The organism is Formosa undariae (assembly GCF_042427615.1).
In the GTDB taxonomy this organism is placed as follows: domain Bacteria; phylum Bacteroidota; class Bacteroidia; order Flavobacteriales; family Flavobacteriaceae; genus Formosa; species Formosa undariae.
In genome coordinates, this window is sequence record NZ_JBHMEZ010000003.1 from 631,165 (window position 1) to 651,873 (window position 20,709).

Genomic DNA, 20,709 nt, shown 5'->3' on the forward strand with positions numbered 1-20,709 from the left:
TGCAAGTATTAAGGATAATTAAATCTCCAAAACAGATACTTTAAGTCCGAGTTTTATGCGTCCTTTTTATTTTATGTTTTAAATGATATTATTCCTATGAAGTAGAATTTAAAACAAAATCTGTATGCCCTTAATTATTTCAAATGCGATAGTATAAACGTCGTGGTATACAAATCAATTTCTTCTTGTGATGGCGAAATGTCTCCAGAAAAACTATGACCTCCATTTACAACAGTAAGTAATTCTACATCGGCACCTTTCTCTTTTGCAACCTCAACCATATATTGAGAATTTATAATAGGAAGTATTTTATCGCTATCCCCATGCACTAACAGTACAGGTAAACTTTCCTTGGTTAAAAATTCTGTTGGACTTAACAAGCGTGCCAATTCCGGTTTTTCTTCTAAAGTTCCTCCTAAAAGGCGATTAAAAAGTGTGCTATCAGCAAAAATAGAATCTGGACGCAAGTCTGCATTTAAACAAGACGTAAACGGATAATATGAAGCCACACATTTGTAATCTGGATGTATATCTGATAATGCTTTATCTCCGGGAAAATTAACATCGGGAACTAAAGCCGTAACTAAACTCAGATGTCCGCCTGCAGAGCCTCCCCAAACACCATAATTTTCCTTATCTAATTTATATTCTTCAGCGTGTTTTAAAAGAAATCTAGCAGCATCTTTACAATCTATAGCAGACTCGAAAGATGTAACAGGAGCTTTCGCTAGTCTGTAATCTATACTAATACACACAACACCATTTTCAACAAGTTTTTTTAAAGTTCCCACAAAAGCAGGTTTGTAAATATTATCCATATGGCCGCCTGCCCATCCACCACCGTGAACAAAAACCATCCATGGATTTTCAGCCTTTAATTTATCGGCATCCGGATAAAAAATATCCATAACTAAATCCTTTCCGTCCACAGTTTTGTATACAACATCTTTATGAAAATTGGCACCTTCAATAAAACCGTGATCTGAAGCTTTTTGTGCATACAAAACAGTTAAACTCGAGACTAAAAACAGAACAGATAAAAACTGTAACTTGGTTGTATGAAATATTATTTTCATAGTTTATTTTTTTTATTATTTGAGAACCCCTATTTTCAAGACACCTATTTTGAACAACTTACAACTTGAACAGGAGATATACTCAAAAAAAACAACATTGTATATCATCCCGGAAGATTAATACAATGTTATTATTTTTAATTGAGTTTTAGTCTAAATCATCGTTCAATTCTTATGAACTATGATGCTTTAAGCCTCTTTTCTTATTTCACAACCTTTTTAATTCCCTGATTTAATATCGGTTCCATTATAAGATACGCTTCCATATTTAGAAGTAACATGCTTATAAATAGTTACCCCTGTTTGAATTAAATTATCAATCCAACCTTCATTTTTAAAGAATCGAATACCTCTAGCTATTTAATTGTTATAATCTGTTTCTCGACAATTTCTGCTGAAGACTTCCCTATCTGAATTTCGTATCGTCCAGGATTCACCACATATTTTTGTTTACTCACGTCCCACCATTGCATATCGTCCATGGAAAAATGTAATGTTACCTGCTCCGTTTCTCCTTTAGCAACAGAAATTCTTTTAAAAGCCTTTAACTGACGAATAGGCTGATATACTTTAGAGTCTAAATTGGTGACATATAATTGAATGACATCATCGCCATCCATGACTCCTGTATTTTTCACATCTAAAACGACTGTCACTTCTTTTTTCTTCTGTGTTACCTTTAATCCCGAATAATTAAATGCAGTATAGCTTAACCCATATCCAAATGGATAGGTTACATTATCTTTCATATACATATACGTTCTTCCTTTACTGATTTCGTAATCTTCAAAGTCCGGTAATTTCTCCGGATCGGTGTAAAATGTAAGCGGAAGATGTCCTGAAGGACTCACCTTACCGGTAATTAATTCTGCTAAAGCATAACCCCCTTCTTGCCCAGGAAACCATTGTAAAAGGATAGAAGGCACAACGTCATTTAATTCAGACAACTGCATTACAGTTCCACCATTAAGCACCACTAACATATTTGGATAAATAGCTGCCAATGCTTTTATTTCTTCCATCTGCTCTTCTGGTAAAATAGAATTCATGCGATCATGAGATTCTTTAGACATTCTCCAAGTAAGCCCACCTACGTAAATAAGTAACTTATCTTCTGGGTTTTCAATCGTTACATCCTCTTGTGGCTCTACCCATTTTAACAACGCACGAGCAGGTTCTATTTCTCCATTATAATACTCTACTTTTAAATTAACCACTTTTCCTGCTTCTAGAAAAACCCCTTGAGATTCTTCGTTATCAGGTGCTTTACTATGCCAATTATCAAGAATTTTTTCATCGTTTATCCAAACACGCGCTCCGCTTAATGCTGTAATTGAGAAATAATGAAGTCCTGTACGATTTGGAGTTAATTCTGCCGTCCAACGTGCCGAAAAGGTAGGCTGTGGAATTTCAGGATCTATATGTGCTAGAGGTTTTGGTAAATCCAAATCGAAACCACGATCTATTCTCACAGAAACAGGCGCACCTTCAAGTTTAACTCCTGCAAAATATTCACCTGTTACACCTTTAGTATTTGGCTTTCCTGGAACATTTAAGTTTCCTTCTGGAATATATAACCACTTTCCACCTAACTGACTCTTAATTTTGAATTGATCTCCAGCTATTTCTTTCATTCCAAACATTGGAGTGGCAGCAATACCCGAAGCATTTCCACTATAGGCACCAAATGGCGCATCGTTTACATATGGTCCTGCAAAAAGAATAGATTTGTATTTTTCTGGGGTTGCAGGAAGTACATCGTTTTTATTTTGCAATAACACAGCACCTTCTCGTGCTATTTGACGCGCAATCGCAATATGATTTTCTGAACCAACTACGTCTGTTGAAATTTTAGTATACGGATTATCTTCGTCTGAACGTAAAAGTCCCAATTTAATACGAGTCGCTAGATTACGAATAATGGCTTGATCTAAATCTGATTCTTTCATCAGACCTTGCTCCACCGCTTGCTTAGACCACTCTCTTTCGTTTACTTCTGCAGCTCTATCCGATCCTGAATACATATCTACACCAGCAGTAATCATCAGCATTGCAGCTTCTGGACCATTCTTTGCATACTTATGTTTTTCAACCATATGTCCTGGCACACCAACATCGGTAACCACAGTTCCATTAAAACCCCATTCGTCGCGTAGAACATCAGTTAACAACCATTTATTCGCTGAACAAGGGATTCCATTTAAACCATTATACGCTGTCATGATAGATTCTACATCTTTTCTTGCAATCACATCGCGATAGGCTGGAAAATAATATTCACGCAATGCGCGTTCTGAAACATCTGGACGCACATGCAAACGATTATGTTCTGTATTATTTACAACAAAGTGTTTTATAGTCGCTACGGTCTTCAAATAATTTGGATCATCTCCTTGTAAACCATCCACAAAAGAACTCGCTAACTCCGTGGTTAAAAACGGATCTTCGCCATACGTTTCTTCTGTGCGTCCCCAACGTGGATCGCGTGCCATATTTATAACCGGACTCCATAAGGTTAAACCGTGATATCGTTTTGCTTTATCTTCGGCTGAATCTGCATTATTAAGTGCACGAGCTTCATCACTAATAGCGGTAGTCATGTCTTTAATTAAGGGCGGATTCCAAGTAGAAGCCATTGAAAGTGGCACTGGAAACTGAGTCGCTTCGCCACGACGCGCTACGCCATGCAATGCTTCGTTCCACCAATGGTGTCCAGGAATATTTAGGCGTTCAATAGGTAGACTTGTCATTTCTATAAGTCCTATCTTTTCATCTAAAGTCATTTGCTTCACTAATTCTGTTGCTTGCTTGGTAGCACTTTTATGAAGTGCTGTTCGATCTTGTGCCACGCTTGTCTTTACCAAGAGCATACACACACCATAGACTGCTATTAGAATATATTTTTTCATAACCTTTTACTTTTTTTTACATCACTTTTCAAATACTGCGATATACCAAAAACATGGAATATATAATGTTTTTTTAATTGACCTTTAAGTTGTTTGTCTAATAATTAACACTGCTCCTTCAACCTTGATATCGGACTCTAACACACCGATATTACAAGGATTGAATTATATACACAATACTATCAATTTTATATTTAAAAGCTTATAATTCATCATTCAAGAACTATAAATTATGGTCTATTTTGGAGTTGGTCATATTTTAAAAGATTTAGAAGAAGACAAATATAGTCTCGAAAAGAAAAAGCCTCATAATTACTTAAAAAAAGTAATTATGAGGCCATAAATTATTTGGATTTTACAACCTATTTCAACGCTTTAGATATTGCGGCTTTAACCATAGGTTCCATGATAAGATAGCCCTCTACATTTGGGTGAACAGTATCTCTACCTAATTCCTTTATCAGGCCTTTATGGTCATTAACCATTGGCGTATAATAATCTAAATAAATTATCTTATTTTTCTTTGCATAGGCTTTTAAAAGTGTATTCAGTTCGATAATCTTATCCGCTGGTTCGATAGATGGACTCCAAGAATAACTACTTGCAGGAAGCACCGACGCCAATATCACTTTCACATTATTAGCCTTAGCTAACTCTGCCATAGAAAAGATATTTGCAGCAATACGGTCTAAACTTATATAGCCTCTATTTCCTGCAATATCATTTGTTCCTGCTGAAATGATAACCACTTTAGGTTGTAATTCAATAACATCTGGCTTAAACCTTAATAGCATTTGTGCACTAGTCTGACCACTAATTCCTCTATTGACAAACGTTGGATTCTCTTCAAAAAACACACCATGATCTCTGGTCCAATTATCTGTAATCGAATTCCCTATAAACACGACTCTATCTTCTTTTTTACTTGGTGCTTTTAATTCGGCATTTGCTTGACTATAACGTCCTAAATCTGCCCAATCTTCTGTAGGTGTTAATTGAATTTTTACTACTGTAGCCATAGTATTAGGGTTTTCTTCAGGTAGGAAAATGGTTAAATTACCATCTATTAATTTTGTTTTTAATTTTTTATCTCCATAATTTAAGAAAGCTGTTCTTACTTTCATATTTCTTTCAATAACAAGTTTCCCATCCTTTGGCCACTCATTAACAATAGCATAAATAACATCATCTTTTTGAGTGTAGTGTCCCCAACTTGGCTTGTCTAACTGAGTTTCTGAAACATTAGATATAGCCTCTTTATTTTCATTTTTCCATGTTTCACCAAACTGATCGTAATCAGAATTTGTGTTCTGATTCGCATTTTCCTGAGCAAAACCTGTTGTTAAGCACATTATTCCTGTAATAAAAAGGACTATCGTTTTTTTAAAAAATTTCATTTTATATAATTTTAATTTTATACTTGTTTTCGGTCTTCGCTATAACAAACAAGGCAAGAAATAAGCACCTTACTTTCCGTTTAGCACATTGTCAAAGCTTTTGTACTGTATTTAATTTCAATAATTATTTATGCCGTTGTTGTACGTAAGTTTTACTCTTGTTTAATTGTTTCCTTAATTCTTTAAAAATTTAATAGAGGGAAAATATTTTATTTTTTTTTCATCATGAATTCGAAACGTGTTAACTATAATATAATAGATATTTACTAGGTACATTAAAATCCAAATTATTTTTGCGTCTGTCAAATGATCAAAACCTAATCTAGAATATGACATATTAAAACTACTTAGTAATACTTCCATTAGTAGGTCAATAAATCCAAACAAAATAGGTTTTATAATAACAGGTATTAGAAAAAGTAGAATTACCCACATAATTTCAAAGTTAATAACTTTTTTAGCGATTTTATCAACGTCTTTAACTTTGTCTTTTTTTGAAATCCACATTAAGGCTGGAACCAAAATTCCAAGTAATGGAAAAAAAATGAATGTCAAAGCAGATAGGTTTAATTTTTTTAGAAATTCAACATCTTCTACCTGTGTCCACCCCATCAAATCGTTTGGACTCACTTTTAAAGCGTCCGAGAGTTTTCTACACGTATCCCCGTTTGGAGAGGTTTCACCTTTTTCGATTCTTTGTATAGTTCGAATACTTAAACCTGACTCTTCAGCTAGAAACTCCTGAGATATTCCTTGGGAATTTCTTAGCCTTTTTACTTTTTTACCTAAACTATGTTCTTGCATATTCCTTAATTTATTTAAATATCAAAACTAAAGATTCCCATTATTTTTAATCCTGTCATCATCCCGACATCTTTACGTCATCTTTGCATATTTATTGATTTTATTAGGTTTTCTAATAACTGACAACTTTTGCTTAAACAAAAAAATAACATTGCAATCCGCTTATAAGCCTCATACAATGTTATTCTTTTTAAGTGAAATCTGCTTTAAATTATGGTTCATTTTATATAAACCATGACCTAAAACGCGCTTCTTGTTATAAAATTTAATTACTTAGCCAACTCTATTTTAACAACAGAAACAGTTGCATCTGGTGCTAATTGAGGCACATCAATTAATAGTTCACGAGATGTTCCAAGTGCATTTAATTCTGTCTTTGGATCTGTTAATAATGTTGCTCTTTTCACCTTGATATCTTTATTTAATTTTAAAAGACCATCTTCTGGCCAATCGAAAACATGAGCATAAATCACACCATCTTTTTGAGTGTAACGTCCCCATTTTGGTTTTTCGTAAGGACTTGCAGAAGCACCATAAACTGCTTCTCCGTTTTTCTTAGTCCATTGCCCCATAGCTTCTAAACGACGAATACTTTCTGCAGGAAATCTACCGAAACCATCAGGTCCGATGTTTAATAAAAAGTTTCCTCCTTTAGATACGATATCGACTAATTTTTCAATTAAATCTTCACTACTTTTCCAGTTAACATCCGAAGGTTTGTACCCCCAAGTTCCATTCATAGTCATACACGCTTCCCAGTCTGTATCGATTCCTGTATCAGGAATTTCTTGTTCAGGTGTACCGAAATCTCCAGCAAATTCTCCTGGTTGGTTATTCATACCATCCATTCCAGTTCGTCCTTTATCAACTCTGTTATTCACAATAGTATTTGGTTGAATATCACGAATGTATTTATAAAGGTCTTTACCCATTTCTGTAGTATAATCTGAAATCCAATCTCCATCGAACCAAACAACTCCAATATCACCGTAATTTTTTAATAATTCACCAACTTGAGGCTTCATATAATTTTCGTAATATTCTGGAAATTCTGGATTTACAACAGATGGATCGTCATGTTGAGAAATGTTGTAGTTTGGATATAAATTACCCTGCGCTTGTGGATGATGCCAGTCTACGATAGAATAATATAAACAAAATTTAATATCTTGTTTTTTACAAGCTTCGGCTAGTTCTTTTACGATATCACGCTTAAACGGCGCAGTGTCCATAACATCGTAATCTGACACTTTAGAATCCCATAACGCAAATCCTTCATGGTGCTTAGATGTTAGTACAATATACTTCATCCCTGCATTTTTCGCCATGGTTACCCATGCATCGGCATCAAATAACTGCGGATCGAACATTTCAGGATACTTTTCGTAATCTTCAATAGTATAATCTAACTTATCCATGGCCCATTCTGCACCACCTCCAGCTATTTTTGTTCCGCGTTCTCCTCCAATAATAGAGTAAGCTCCCCAGTGAATAAACATTCCGAATTTAGAGTCTCTCCACCATTCCATACGCTCGTCGTCCGACAATTTCTTCTTCGAGCTTGCTTGTGCCAAAACTGGTCCCATGTTTAACATGACGATTACCACTAGTAAACACATGTTCCTTAACGTTTTCATTTTCATTTCTTTTTTATTTTAAGTTAATTAATTTGTTTTTATTTTAATTGTCTTTTCAGACTGGTTTCTCATAATTACAAGATCCATTTCATCTGTAGTATTCTCTACATTTATTTTAAAAAAATCTTGAATAGTTTTCACTGGCTTCCCATCTGCTTGAAGAATAACATCACCCTTTTTAATACCGTTATCTTGAGCTGCTGGACTGTTTTTCCAAACACTTAAAATGATAACACCTTCTGCTGAATTTAATCCGTAAGCCGATTGTTCTTGCGGAGATTCTACACTTTTAATATTGTTACGTAACCAAGCTACAACAGGACTACTTTCCTTTTCTGATGGATCTTTCAAGATAGGAATTTCCGGCGTTTTGGCTAACGTTTTAAAGCTTTCTTTTTGCACTCCAAACTGATCCATTGGGAAATTCTTGAAGCCAATTTTTAATGCTGGTGAATCTTCTTGAACACTAAAATCTAAATTTGCAGGATCTTTAAATTTAGGATCTCCATAAGTACTATTTAAATCTCTGTCGTAAATTTGAGATTTCATCATCGTGATTTCATTCGGAAATAAATTATAATCTAATTCTTTTCCCCACCCTTGTAGACCAACATCTTGGTAAGCATCTGCTACGATATTATGTTTAAACACATCTTGGCTGTTTGCAAACCACACATGCGGATGTAGCGAGTTATTAACCATGATATTGTTTTCGGCTACACGATTAAATCCTTCACGTAATTTAAGTCCGTTGTTAAGCATTAAATTATTATAAATATGATAGTTTGATGAGCCGTCGTCTAAATCGATATCCCAACCATGATCGCAACGAAAACGGTTATTTCTAATGATTGTGGTTTTTACAGCATCCCAGGTATACATATCGGGATGCGCTGTGGTTAAACTATCCATAACTTTACGTTTTGGATGCCAAAAACGATCTCGTCCCCAAGAATTAAACGACCCGTGATCGTGAGTTTCTAAAACCGTATTAAACACGTCGTTAAATTCTAAAATATGTCCACCCCAAGTTCCATCTCCGATATTTATACCGGCTCTTGGCACATCGTAAATACTATTATGTCTCACTGTAATATCCATCGCCATTGCAATTTCGACACCTGCTGTTTGCTTTTCAATACGACCAATTCTATGGATTAAATTGTCTTCTACAACACAATCTCTAGGATATAATTCGTTTTTTGGGCCTGAAATCGTATCCATCTCTGAAAATGAAACAAATTGCCCATAATTAAATGATGGCGAACGTACTGCCGAAGCATCTCCGACAAACGACACTGCACTTGCTCCATTTTCGTGAATATGATTCCCTTTTACATTCAGGCCTTTATTATACTTACTTACCATAATTACGTTTCCGCCTAAATTGGTAAATTCGTTGTCTTGAACAAGACAGTTTTCTGTCCCTTCAAAAAACAAAACGCCACCTCGGTAAATAGACCAATCGCTTCTTAGTAGTGGCTCGTACTCTTCCATAAATGTACGTTTCGTGTGTTGGAAAGTCATTCCGCTTATGGTAATATCTTTTACAAGATTCTCTAAAGTTCCAATCACTTGAATTAAATCTTTAAGTACAGCAACTTCAATTTTAGACGTCTTTAATGTTGTTTTATCTGCAGGCCAATAATATAATTTATGTGCATCCGTATCTAAAAACCATTCTCCCGGACTATCCAATTCTTCAAATACATTTTCTACCATACGAAATTCTTCGTGTGGCTTAGAACCTCTGTTATTTTGTTGTCCGCCTTCTAGAATCGCAGTTCCATCTTCATTTACTCCTGTAATTTTAAAATGAAACCCACCCCATTTCCCACCATGCAACGCATGAAAATAAGCACCTTCTGGTTTTTTCCATGACGCAACACGTTCTTTAGAAATTGCATCGGGAGCAGAACCTTGCCAATACTGAGAAGCTTCATCGTAATTAGGATAACGCGCAAGAATTTGAGGTGTACCGTTTACAATTAACTGATCGAAATCTAAATTTTCGGCTACTGATGTCACAAATATATTCTCATTAAAAGTGTCCCAATTCAAGTCCAATACTTTCGAACCTTTTATACGCACTTGATCTGCACCAGCACCCTTGATTGTTAATCCGTTTAAAGCAGGCGTAATATGTATAGCGTGTTCTAGATAATAATCGCCAGGAAGCACATTAATTTCGATAGCTGAATTTTTATCCTCTACTCTCAATTTTTCAGCATGAGCAATTGCTTCTTTTAAATGCCCGAAAGGTTGTTTTTCTGTTCCATCAGCTTGTGTTGTGCCAGAATTAGACACATATAGACTGATAATTTTTTCGTTTTTAGACGTACAAGACGACATAAAAACTGCACACATAAAAAGTAACAAAAGATTCTTCATAACTATATTTTTAAATTGTTGGTTTTCCTTTTAAGTAGCCTAGAGATTCTAAAAAAAAATCGGCTTCATAAACTGTTTCCATATAATATTTCTCACTGTCTTTTTTCTTCATTTGAGCACCTTCAGGATAGAGAAACTGTAATTTTAAAGTATCGCCTTCTACAATTTTACAGATAACCTCTTCTGGTAGCGCTGCTTGTTCAGCATTCCTCCTTTGTCCATTTACAACTGTAGTGGAAAAGAAAAACAAACCTATTATGGCAAAATAGTTAATCATATTATCCATTCAATTAATATACGATTTCAACTTTCCTGTATGCTTTTTCTAATCTGAACTCTAATTGGTCTGGATTAGATCTATTTATTTGTCCTTGGCGCGTTGCTACTAATGTTCCATTTTCATACAACCTTAATTCTGCCGTCTTTTTTCCATTTAAAAAAGGAGCTTTGATAAGAATTGCACCACTATTTTCTATGAGATAAGTGTTCCCTGAACGCTCTATAGAAAGACTCATTGGCAAGCCTGAGGTTACAATATTCCATCCGTCTTTCTCGTATTTATACATGCCAGATAAAAACAAATAATCAATAGATTCACTAGCTTCAGTTTTTCTAGTTACCGATACTAATCCTTTCTGATAAAAACCTTCTTTCGATATAACGTCTTCTTCTGAACTGTTCAATACAATTTTATCTGTTGTTTTTTTATCACTTAATAACACATCGATAATTTGAGTACTCGGATTCTCTTTTAGTGTTGAATACAACACATTTGCAATAGGATTTTCTGCTCCATCCATATACGGATTGAAAACCATAGCAAATGGATTTTCCCAAGCCGACGCATCTCTCTTGACAATTAAAGTTTGAATAGAATCTCCTATAACCTCTGCAGGTGCAGTTCCCGATCCTTTTTTAAGCACATTCGATTTTGGAGCCAAAGCAGTATAAACACTTTGATTTGCACTTCCTTTAACCCAAATTTTCATTAAATTATCTGAAGCGCCTGTACTTTTTAAGGTGAATAAAGCCTGAACATCTTTATCTGTTGTCAGTTTCTTTTTATGAGTTAAATAATCATAAGCTTTTAAATCACCTTGCTTACTTCCAAAGTCATTCGTGTTTTTTAGATTTAGTCCTTTAGATTTTGAATCGAAAAGCGCTAGGGATTGTCCTAAATTATGATAGAAATAATCGTGTCTTTGTGTTCCTCCTTTTTGCGTTTTAGATCTGAATACATCTACGATATAACCTTTATCTGATTTTGATTTAATAAGCGCTGTAAAACGTTGTTGATCGGATTGTGTTTTAGGCTCAAAAAATGATACTTTAGAATAGGTTAAAGCATCAAAAGTTGGTATCGTATTAACTTCCGGGAAATAATTATCTAATTTAAAAGGATGATAGCCTCGCATGGCATCATAATCCGATTTTCCATTTACAACAACCGTATTGTGTGCAGGAAATCTTGAGTAATATTCGCGATGGTCTGTATGCCAATAACTAGAGCCTTTCCCCATATCTAAACCTAAGACATAATTATTAGCGAACAACTCCATAGTTATTCCATTAACATGAGAATGGTTCCCAAACGATCCCGCTGTAGACACCATCATGGCGTTATCTCCTTGTCCTAAACGTTGATTAAACATACTTACATTAGAAGCATAAAAAGTTGGTGATGTTAATTTATCTAACCCATTTGTATTAGTTGCTGTTGTTTTTAATTCATCTACATAAAAAAACAATTCAAATAAATTATTGGCACTTCTTTTATACTCGTCTTTAGCAATCATTTGATCTAACAAACCAGAGATAACTTCCTCCTTTTCGGTATTATTATATTTTCTATAATTTGCGATTAGCAATTCGAAATTTTCTGGGGGTAACGTTTTATGGTTAGAATCTCCAAAACCTACAGTATAACCACTAGGAAATAAATATTGAAATGATGCTAACGCCGCTTTTTCTATAATAGGGAAATTAGACAATTCGTTAGTATTTGTCGTGTTATCTAAGAGTGTAAAAATGTTAAGTAAAGTCGTAATTACATGTACTGAATACGAGGCACATTCTGGCCACATCCCAGTTTCTTTATCGTAAACCAATAAAGATTCAGCAATAGATAATTGTCTTTCTGTTGATGTATTAAAGGTATGATCTAAAAAATATTCTCTCCCTTTTCCATTTTTATAAGTCGCGTTATCGTCTAAAACAATAGCGACATATGTTAAGAAACGAGCTTGAAAAAGGTTCCAGTTATTATCTGGTATTCCGTTGGTTATAATTTGATCACCCCACTTTTGAAATACAGCAGTACTATGATCTAAATTCACATTTTCATCTTCAAAATACGTGTATAAAAAGTCGTAAGTCGTTATTAAACTGATCAATATTTTTTCGTGAATCACCTCAAAAGTTGCCAATCCTGAAATACGCTGTTGCGTTCCATTTTCTAAATCTATTGGCGCATCGCGATAATACATCCCCTCGATATAGGTTTCATACACTGGTTTTGCAAATTCCGCATATTTTTTATCTCCAGTAACCCAATATAAAAAGGCTGCATCTTCTACAAGTGCCATAATTTTACGATTGGCACTTTCAATGGCATGTCCAATTTTTGAAGGGTGTACCCATTCTTTTTTCTTGGTCTTTTTATCTGCTAAATAATAGCCACGCGGATCATCAAAGTAAGGTTCTATATCTTCTAACTTCGGTGCAGCATATTCTGTAGCCCAGTCGCGAGTTCCTGAAAAACGAACAGTTGGAACTGGCGCACTTCCTTCAGAATGATCAAAATTTCCTCCTTTTAAAAAGACTTTATCATGTTTTGTTTTCCAATTCATTTGCAATCTAGAAACCAGCCACGTTGGGTCGTTTTTAACGTATTCTAAATACGGTTCTAGATTTTCAATTTTCTTATCTATTAAACTTTGCTTCCAATCCTCCTTTTTTACGCCCTCTAAAAACTCAGATTTAGATTCGTTATTCGTGTAAATTCTGGGGTGCGTCGATTTTTGAGCAACACTTACAGTAGAACTGAACAGCATAGCCAAAAACAAACCGATTAAAACTGATTTTATATTTAAGAGCCTCTTTTTCATTCTTCTATTTTATCTCGATATTATAGCCCGCAGGATATGTTTTTACATTTCCTTTTTTAAGCTGAATAGATACTGGTTTATCAGAAGAATAGTAATATTTACCATCCTTAAATTTTAATTCTGCCGTGACAGCATCTTTAACTGCCTCAATTTTGAATTCGCCAAACTGAATTTGAGATCCTTTGCCTAAATATAAATACTCAAATGTTCCGTCTTTTTCTGAAGCCACCCCAAAGGTTCCTTTAAATATCATCCCTTTTGTAGGCTTGAAGGCTTTATTCGAATCTATAGCACTACAGATAATTTGTGTACTGTTTTTCGATTCGATTTTCAAAGCCGCTAAATCAACAAATTGCCCCACGTTAGATATATTCTGAATTGATTTTTGTCCGGTTTCATACGATTCAAAAACAGCTACAAATGGATGATCTGCACCATTAATTTCATTTTGTCGAACAATTAACGTTGGTGTAATTTGTGGACTTTTATTGATTTGTCCTGGTGTTATATCTTCACGTAACGTTGTTGGAGGTGCATCTACGACATAAACCTCACGATTATTTTGCCCTTGCATCCACATATTCACATGTAACTCTGGAGACACTGTATTAATGTCCCAAGTCGCATTAAAATCTGCTGTGTAATTTACCTTTCTTTGATTTTTAAAGAAACTGTAATTTTTATCATATTCAGTCCCTAAATCATTCACGGCTTTAGCATCTAAAGACTTGTGTTCTGAACTTGTTAGTCTAACTTGGTGACCTAAATTATGATGAATATAATCGTTATCATCTTGATTTGATCTGAAAACATCTAGATAATACCCAGTCGTTTCCGACGTACGAATCATAGCCACAACACGTCGTTTTTCGTCTGCTGAAACATCCGAAAAAGAGACATTTTCAGAGGTTATTTCTGTGTTATAAAAACCATCATCTGCTGTTTTAGGATCCATGGCATTTATAGTAATATCGCCTTTTTTATACCCAGGAACTATAGTATTAGATCCTGTGATTCCGCGGTGATATCCAGCATCTGGCGACCAATACGATTCGTAAGCAGAGGCATCTGGAGCTAAAACCCAGCCTTTACCGTAAAACTGCATGGCTAATCCGTTCTCTGCTAAATGCGACTGATAGCGTCCACCATACAAGGTGAACATTAATCCGTTGTCTTCGTCGTTTCCATTTCTTAAAATCATATGTCTATGAAATTTTGAATACGCCGATCTGTGATATGGTAATTCACTCCCTGATTCCGGTAAAGCCTGATTAAAAATAATATCTTGCCAGTTGGATTTATTTCTGTCGTACTGTCCGTTTTCTATATTTTTCTTGATTACAGTAGCCATGGTTTTCGCCGTTTGGGTATCGCCTTTCCAAGTAGAATAGGTTAATAACGATTCGAAAGCCGACATATTAAAAGCCCCACCACGCATATCTCCAAACACCACTAAATTTCCACGTGCATCTAACCAACCTAAATTAGCCAATGCTGCTTTTTCTATAATTGGATTTCCAGCTAATGTGTTCACACCAGATTTATACAATTGTAATCCCATTTCTAAAACCGTAGGAATCATTCCTGAGGCATATCCTGGCGATTCTGGCCATAAGCCAGTTTCTGTATTGTAATTCGCCATAATTTCTGGTAATCCTGCATAATAATCACCCGATTTTTCTGTATAAAATGGGATGTAATATTCGCGACCTTTACCATCTTTATAGAAATCGTTAGATTCTAAAACCAACATACTCCCTATGATGTTTTTATAACGATTTACATTCCAGTTTCCTTTTTTACCACCGCGCACTAATCCGATTTCTATAAACCGTTTAAAGACTACACTCGAGACATCGACGGTACTTTTATTAATTTCCTTTAAATGTTTATGCGGATTCGCATTTAAGTAATCGTAAAGAAAATCGTAAGTGGCTGCCATAGGTATTTGTCGGTCGTCGTGAATCACTTCATAATCGTAATACCCCATAATCCCTCCTGCTTCGTAACCGCCAGGACCTTTAGTTGACTGTTCAGGATCTAAAGGTGGATTCATATAATACGTTCCTAAGACCCAGGTCCAATATATATCTGCAGAAAATTTAGCGTATTTCTCATCCTGCGTCATATAATACGCGAAAGCTGATTTTTCTGCCAATTTTAAAATTTCCATATTATTGGCACGAATCATATGTCCGGTCTCTTTGTACGGAATTAAAACAGGTGATTTATCGGCTTTAGAACGACTAATGCCTAACATATCCCCAGATTCGCTATACGGAATTCTATCTTCTAAAGCCACGTTCACATAATCGTTCCATTTACGCATACCCGGTAAACGTACCGTTGGAATAGGTGCATTTCCTTCACCATAATCCCAATCTTGTCCTTTTATATAACATTGTGTAAAATGCTCTCCATCTTTCCAATACATAGCCAATCGCGATACTATCCATTCTGGATCTGTTGAGTGACGATCTACATATGGCGCAATCTCTTCAACTAGTGTATTAAACGACGCTTTTGCCCAATCTTCTGTTTCTATTTTCTGCTTTAAAGCGGCTCTATCACTAGTTTTCGCAAACAAACGAGGGTGCTCTGCCGTTTGTTGCGCCCAACTTCCTAATACGGATAGAACGAGTACGATTGTTAAAGCTATTGATTTGGAAAAATTCATGTAATGCGTTTTTATGCTTTTAAAAAAAATCAGTTTTAGTATTGTTCGGCATGCTCGTAATCACCTATACGATGAAATACGTTACGCTTTAAGGGAATTTGCATACCATTCGTGTCTTCTAACCAATCGTATAAACTGTTTGCAAAATCTTTAATCATAGATTGCAATTCAGGCTTATCGATTAAGTTAACCAATTCGTTAGGATCGTTTTCTAAATCGTATAATTCATTAGTGTCCCAAATACCGTTATATCTTATGTATTTATATTTATCTGTTCTAACTCCAAACACAGTTGGTGTCATAGGGAAATCGTATTCAAAATAGTATTCGTAAAAAATTCTATCTCTCCACTCTGTTTCATTCCCTTGAAGTAATTGTACAAACGATTTTCCTGGCATGTATTCTGGTTTTTCTAAACCTGCCAAACTTAAAATAGTTGGCGCAATATCTACATTTTGAACCATGCGCTCTACAGTTTGACCACCTTCAAACACTTCTGGACAATGCACTAACATAGGTACTTTAACAGACTCTTCGTAAAAATGACGCTTATCTATTAAACCGTGTTCTCCCCAGCTAAATCCGTTATCTCCCATATATACCACCATAGTCGATTCGTCTAAACCATTTGCTTTTAGCCATTCCATAACCGTACCTACACTATCATCTACGCCCATTAAAGTTTCGCAATAACGCTGTACTAAATCATCAAAAGTTCCATCGGCCGTACCGTGATACATATAATCGACACCATGCCAACTATCGCGTTGTCTTTTTACCCAGTCTGGCCAGTTTAATTTCTTGTATTCAGAACCAATAGTTTGTGTATAACTATCCGGTTTATCTATTTTCTTTCCAGCATACATTCCTTCGTGGCGTTTTGCAGGTAAAAACATCGCATGAACTGCTTTATGTGATAAATACATAAAGAAAGGTTTTTCTGTATCGCGATTGTCTAACCAATCTACGGCGTGATCTGTTAATAAATCGGTAACATAAGTTTCCTCATCGTATTGAACATTTTTACCGTTGATGTTTAAATTAGGTGCGTAATAATCTCCTTGTCCAGCAAAACTTTCCCAATGATTAAATCCTGGTCTTGGACTATCGTTATGATCTCCCATATGCCATTTTCCAAAGAAAGCCGTTTGATATCCTGCCTTTTGAAGGTATTCTGGAAAAAACGTTAAGTTTCCGGGATTTGGTGCAACATTATCGACTATAGTATGAACATGCGAATATTGGCCCGTTAAAATACTAGCACGACTTGGCGAGCATAATGACGTGGTTACAAAGGCATTTTTCATGTGTGCGCCTTCTGCTGCGAACTTGTCTAAATTAGGCGTTTTTAACCACGGCACTTTACCGGTAAACCCCATAAAATCGTGACGGTGATCGTCTGTTAATATAAAAATAACATTACGTTTTTTAGCGCCTTTTACTTGCTTTAATTTTAAGTTTTTCTTGTCGTTAGAAGCACTTTGTTGTGCTACTACAGATTCTGAAAACACTAACATTCCTAAAACAAATAGGCTTAGAAAAAATCGGTTTTTATTAAATACGTTTAATTTCATTTTAATATGGTTTAATAATCAATTCGTCTTATATTACAATTACAGCCATTGAATGTCCCGGGATTTCTACGACATGACCTTCTTCATTTCCTACTTGATATTCGTAGGTTTGATGTGCCTCTTTATCATTTTGAATTAACACATATATTTTCCCATTAAAAGTCACAGAAATCAAGTCTTCTCTAGAAAAATTCGCAATACGTTTTGCTCCTTCTTTCAGGTATTTACTCATAAAAGCCATAACAGCAAAATCCGGATTATAAGTAATCTTTTCTCCTTTACGGTCTATATTTATTAATGCATTTTGTTTCCATCCCCAACCACTTTCGGTGGTTTCATTTAAAATCATATTCCAATAACAAAAATTAGGACTTCCACCATTTATATAATCGGCGACTTCTTTTAAGCGTTTTGAGGCTTGTTCCCAAGTATTTTTTCCATCATAACATTTGCCTTCGGTATGCATAATTTGACCTTCAGGATAAAGTGCATGTATCTGCTCTATGTATTTCGGATAGGTATATTGAATACCTATTCCATCAAATAGGGTTCGGTTATTTGTGTTCGCTGCCAATTCAACCGCATCAATCTGACCAGCAGTCCTAAAGGTTCCCGCCCATATTTCAGTTTTAATGCCTTCTGAATTAAACTGTGGACGCAAATAGTTTTTTGTAAAATTGCTCATTTGAGAAACGGGCATCACACAAGACGGATATTTTGTACTAATATCATTTTCGTTTTGAATGATTAAACGATCGATAGTAATTCCCTTCTCAGCATATGCCTGAATATATTTTGAAAAATATAAAGCGTAAGCATTATAAATTTTAGGATCGTCTATTAAATGATTCTTATCGCTAAATTCATCTCCACGATCCATATAACCTGAATATTTCATCCATGCCGGAGGACTCCAAGGTGAAGCAAATACTTTTAATTTTGGATTTTTATCATAAGCCATCTGAATGTATGGAATTACAGAAGTTTCTTCCCGTTTAATCGAAAAATGATTCATATTATAGTCCTTTGGCGTTTCAGAATAACTATAAGCATTCATTCCAAAATCACTTGCTCCAACAGCGGTTCTACAAAACGTAAAGCCTGCACCATGTTGAATACTGAAAATATTAGTCATCACTTCATCCTTTAATGCACTCGGTAAAGACATTAAAGCCTCACCTCCTATTTCATTAAAAGCACCTCCTACTCCATCCAAAGTTTGAAATTCTATTTCTGGATATAATTTAATTTTATGCGTGTCTTTATTCGAAATGACATCTGCTTTCTGAACTATATTTTGAACAGAAATTTTACCATTAGACAATTCACCAGAAAGTTTAAGTGCATAAACTTCTGCTGTTTGCTGTGCATACGAAACCATAGTACCACATGCTAAAAGCATGGCCATACCAAATATTCTAACTTTTGCTAAACTAAAGTTTAAATTCTTAATTGGTTTACTCATAACTTTATCCTTTTAAATATTACTACAATTTTATTTTTACTCTTTCTTAATCTTTAAGCGAAGTACTTATAGACTTTTCTAATTAATCTCGGATGCTTACGTTCAATTCTGTATAGGATTACAGATTAGCACGAACAACCGTGATAAAGAAACAAATGAATATTTTCCTTTTAAACTATTCTACATCTTGGTTTTCACGAATCCAAACATGACTTCCTTCTAATAAGGCCTTGTACTCCATCTCAAACTCGGCTTTCATACTTTCGAATTTTTCAGGATTTTTTAACGCTAAATTTTCAGATTCTAGAATATCATCTTTCAGATTAAATAATACAAAATCAGTAAGCTCTGCACGTTTTACATCTTCAATATTACCGTCGTATAAATTATGAAGGTTTGGCATTTCTTTACCGTCTAAATCTAAACGCGCCATTATTTTCCAATCACCACTTCTCATAGCCACTTTACGGTTGTTTATTGCATCGTAAAATGCCCAAATTAATGGTTTAGAACGTTCGAATTTTCCCGTTTCTAATAGCGAGGTAAACGACTCGCCATCTAATATCCTGTCTGGTAATTCTGCACCAGCGAGTTCTGCGAATGTTGGTAAAAAGTCTAATGCCGACACCACCGCATTTGAAGTTCCTGTAAACGTTTCTCTTCCAATCCAATTAAAAATCCCAGGTACTCTAAACCCTGCTTCATTAGTCCACAATTTCATCCCTTTTAAAGGATCAGGTCTTCCGTAAGAACGCTTGGCACGCTCGTATCTCATAAATGTTTCTGGTCCGTTATCCGAACTAAATACAATCAACGTATTATCTATATTATTATCTTTAAAATAAGCAATTAGGCGCCCTACGGCTAAATCTACATTTTCAACATTTGCAAAGTACTCTGCTTCTTCTCTGTTTTTTGCTTTTGGTAAATATTTCTTTACTAAATCTTCAGGAGAAGCTATAGGTTCGTGTGGTTCGTGAAATGCAACTTCAAGAAAAAATGGTTTATTATCAGTTTTAGTATCTAACCATTTAATAGCTTCATCCACAATAATCTGACTACTATATCCTACAATTTCACCCACTTTTACCCCGTTTCTAACGAAATTATTGGGATTCTTGTGACTTGGCGAAGCATTGTTATGAGTTGCAAACCAATGATCGAAACCAAAATCATTAGGTTGTGGTTGTGCTTCTGAATTGAACTGAGACGAACAATGCCATTTTCCAACCAAACACGTTTCATAGCCAACAGATTTTAATAAGGCAGGAATGGTAACTTCGTCTGCTTGAAGATGGACTAAATCTCTATTATCTTCACTCTTTTTATATCCTGGAATAAAATCGTAAATACCTGCGCGATTAGGACTTCTTCCCGTAAGCAAACCCGCCCTTGAAGAAGAACACACAGGTGCAGTAGAATAGAAATCGGTTAATTTTATCCCTGTATCTGCTAATTTATCTAAGTTTTTTGTTTCAATAATAGGATGTCCGAAAGAAGATAAATCGCCATACCCTAAATCGTCGCACAGAAGCACTATAATATTAGGTTGCGTTGACGTACTAATTTCAGTTGAAGACACACTAGCTACCTCCTGTTTTTTATCGTCTTTACAAGACCATAATACAGTGCATAACACGACCGTTACTAAAGCTAAAACTCGTCTTTTCAT

The 20,709-nt window shown here is 35.1% G+C and carries 12 protein-coding genes; all 12 read right to left on the reverse strand.

What is annotated here, in order from left to right:
• Nucleotides 1-134: 134 nt before the first annotated feature.
• The gene (locus ACFFVB_RS06195; protein WP_382381847.1) at nucleotides 135-1,076 is read right to left on the reverse strand and encodes an alpha/beta hydrolase fold domain-containing protein; all 942 of its coding nucleotides are present in this window, start codon (nucleotides 1,074-1,076) and stop codon (nucleotides 135-137) included.
• A gap of 356 nt (nucleotides 1,077-1,432) precedes the next feature.
• Entirely contained in the window at nucleotides 1,433-3,985 is a 2,553-nt protein-coding gene (locus tag ACFFVB_RS06200) for a beta-glucosidase (protein ID WP_382381848.1), read from the reverse strand.
• A 362-nt stretch (nucleotides 3,986-4,347) separates the two neighbouring features.
• Nucleotides 4,348-5,382, reverse strand: a complete 1,035-nt coding sequence (locus tag ACFFVB_RS06205) for a GDSL-type esterase/lipase family protein (RefSeq protein WP_382381849.1) — start codon at nucleotides 5,380-5,382, stop codon at nucleotides 4,348-4,350.
• A gap of 174 nt (nucleotides 5,383-5,556) precedes the next feature.
• The gene (locus tag ACFFVB_RS06210; RefSeq protein ID WP_382381850.1) at nucleotides 5,557-6,186 is read right to left on the reverse strand and encodes a helix-turn-helix domain-containing protein; all 630 of its coding nucleotides are present in this window, start codon (nucleotides 6,184-6,186) and stop codon (nucleotides 5,557-5,559) included.
• 269 nt (nucleotides 6,187-6,455) lie between these two features.
• Nucleotides 6,456-7,823, reverse strand: coding sequence for an alpha-L-fucosidase (locus ACFFVB_RS06215; RefSeq protein WP_382381851.1), 1,368 nt, complete (start codon nucleotides 7,821-7,823; stop codon nucleotides 6,456-6,458).
• A gap of 27 nt (nucleotides 7,824-7,850) precedes the next feature.
• A complete protein-coding gene (locus ACFFVB_RS06220; RefSeq protein WP_382381852.1) occupies nucleotides 7,851-10,214 on the reverse strand; it encodes a PDZ domain-containing protein in 2,364 nt (787 codons plus the stop codon).
• A 10-nt stretch (nucleotides 10,215-10,224) separates the two neighbouring features.
• Entirely contained in the window at nucleotides 10,225-10,491 is a 267-nt protein-coding gene (locus ACFFVB_RS06225) for a hypothetical protein (protein ID WP_382381853.1), read from the reverse strand.
• Nucleotides 10,492-10,504: 13 nt separating this feature from the next.
• Nucleotides 10,505-13,321, reverse strand: coding sequence for a heparinase II/III domain-containing protein (locus ACFFVB_RS06230; protein WP_382381854.1), 2,817 nt, complete (start codon nucleotides 13,319-13,321; stop codon nucleotides 10,505-10,507).
• A 4-nt stretch (nucleotides 13,322-13,325) separates the two neighbouring features.
• The gene (locus ACFFVB_RS06235; protein ID WP_382381855.1) at nucleotides 13,326-15,998 is read right to left on the reverse strand and encodes an endo-acting ulvan lysase-like protein; all 2,673 of its coding nucleotides are present in this window, start codon (nucleotides 15,996-15,998) and stop codon (nucleotides 13,326-13,328) included.
• Nucleotides 15,999-16,033: 35 nt separating this feature from the next.
• Complete coding sequence (locus tag ACFFVB_RS06240; protein WP_382381856.1) at nucleotides 16,034-17,572, reverse strand: sulfatase family protein; 1,539 nt, start codon at nucleotides 17,570-17,572, stop codon at nucleotides 16,034-16,036.
• 28 nt (nucleotides 17,573-17,600) lie between these two features.
• Complete coding sequence (locus ACFFVB_RS06245) at nucleotides 17,601-19,037, reverse strand: glycoside hydrolase family 30 protein (RefSeq protein ID WP_382381857.1); 1,437 nt, start codon at nucleotides 19,035-19,037, stop codon at nucleotides 17,601-17,603.
• Between the two features lie 175 nt (nucleotides 19,038-19,212).
• Nucleotides 19,213-20,709: a sulfatase-like hydrolase/transferase gene (locus tag ACFFVB_RS06250; RefSeq protein ID WP_382381858.1), complete on the reverse strand. Its 1,497-nt coding sequence runs from the start codon at nucleotides 20,707-20,709 to the stop codon at nucleotides 19,213-19,215.

Excerpts from the sequence above, each read along its gene's own strand:
- ACFFVB_RS06195 (WP_382381847.1), bottom strand. The coding sequence starts at position 1,076 with ATGAAAATAATATTTCATACAACCAAGTTACAGTTTTTATCTGTTCTG.
- ACFFVB_RS06200 (WP_382381848.1), bottom strand. The coding sequence starts at position 3,985 with ATGAAAAAATATATTCTAATAGCAGTCTATGGTGTGTGTATGCTCTTG.
- ACFFVB_RS06205 (WP_382381849.1), bottom strand. The coding sequence starts at position 5,382 with ATGAAATTTTTTAAAAAAACGATAGTCCTTTTTATTACAGGAATAATG.
- ACFFVB_RS06210 (WP_382381850.1), bottom strand. The coding sequence starts at position 6,186 with ATGCAAGAACATAGTTTAGGTAAAAAAGTAAAAAGGCTAAGAAATTCC.
- ACFFVB_RS06215 (WP_382381851.1), bottom strand. The coding sequence starts at position 7,823 with ATGAAAACGTTAAGGAACATGTGTTTACTAGTGGTAATCGTCATGTTA.
- ACFFVB_RS06220 (WP_382381852.1), bottom strand. The coding sequence starts at position 10,214 with ATGAAGAATCTTTTGTTACTTTTTATGTGTGCAGTTTTTATGTCGTCT.
- ACFFVB_RS06225 (WP_382381853.1), bottom strand. The coding sequence starts at position 10,491 with ATGATTAACTATTTTGCCATAATAGGTTTGTTTTTCTTTTCCACTACA.
- ACFFVB_RS06230 (WP_382381854.1), bottom strand. The coding sequence starts at position 13,321 with ATGAAAAAGAGGCTCTTAAATATAAAATCAGTTTTAATCGGTTTGTTT.
- ACFFVB_RS06235 (WP_382381855.1), bottom strand. The coding sequence starts at position 15,998 with ATGAATTTTTCCAAATCAATAGCTTTAACAATCGTACTCGTTCTATCC.
- ACFFVB_RS06240 (WP_382381856.1), bottom strand. The coding sequence starts at position 17,572 with ATGAAATTAAACGTATTTAATAAAAACCGATTTTTTCTAAGCCTATTT.
- ACFFVB_RS06245 (WP_382381857.1), bottom strand. The coding sequence starts at position 19,037 with ATGAGTAAACCAATTAAGAATTTAAACTTTAGTTTAGCAAAAGTTAGA.
- ACFFVB_RS06250 (WP_382381858.1), bottom strand. The coding sequence starts at position 20,709 with ATGAAAAGACGAGTTTTAGCTTTAGTAACGGTCGTGTTATGCACTGTA.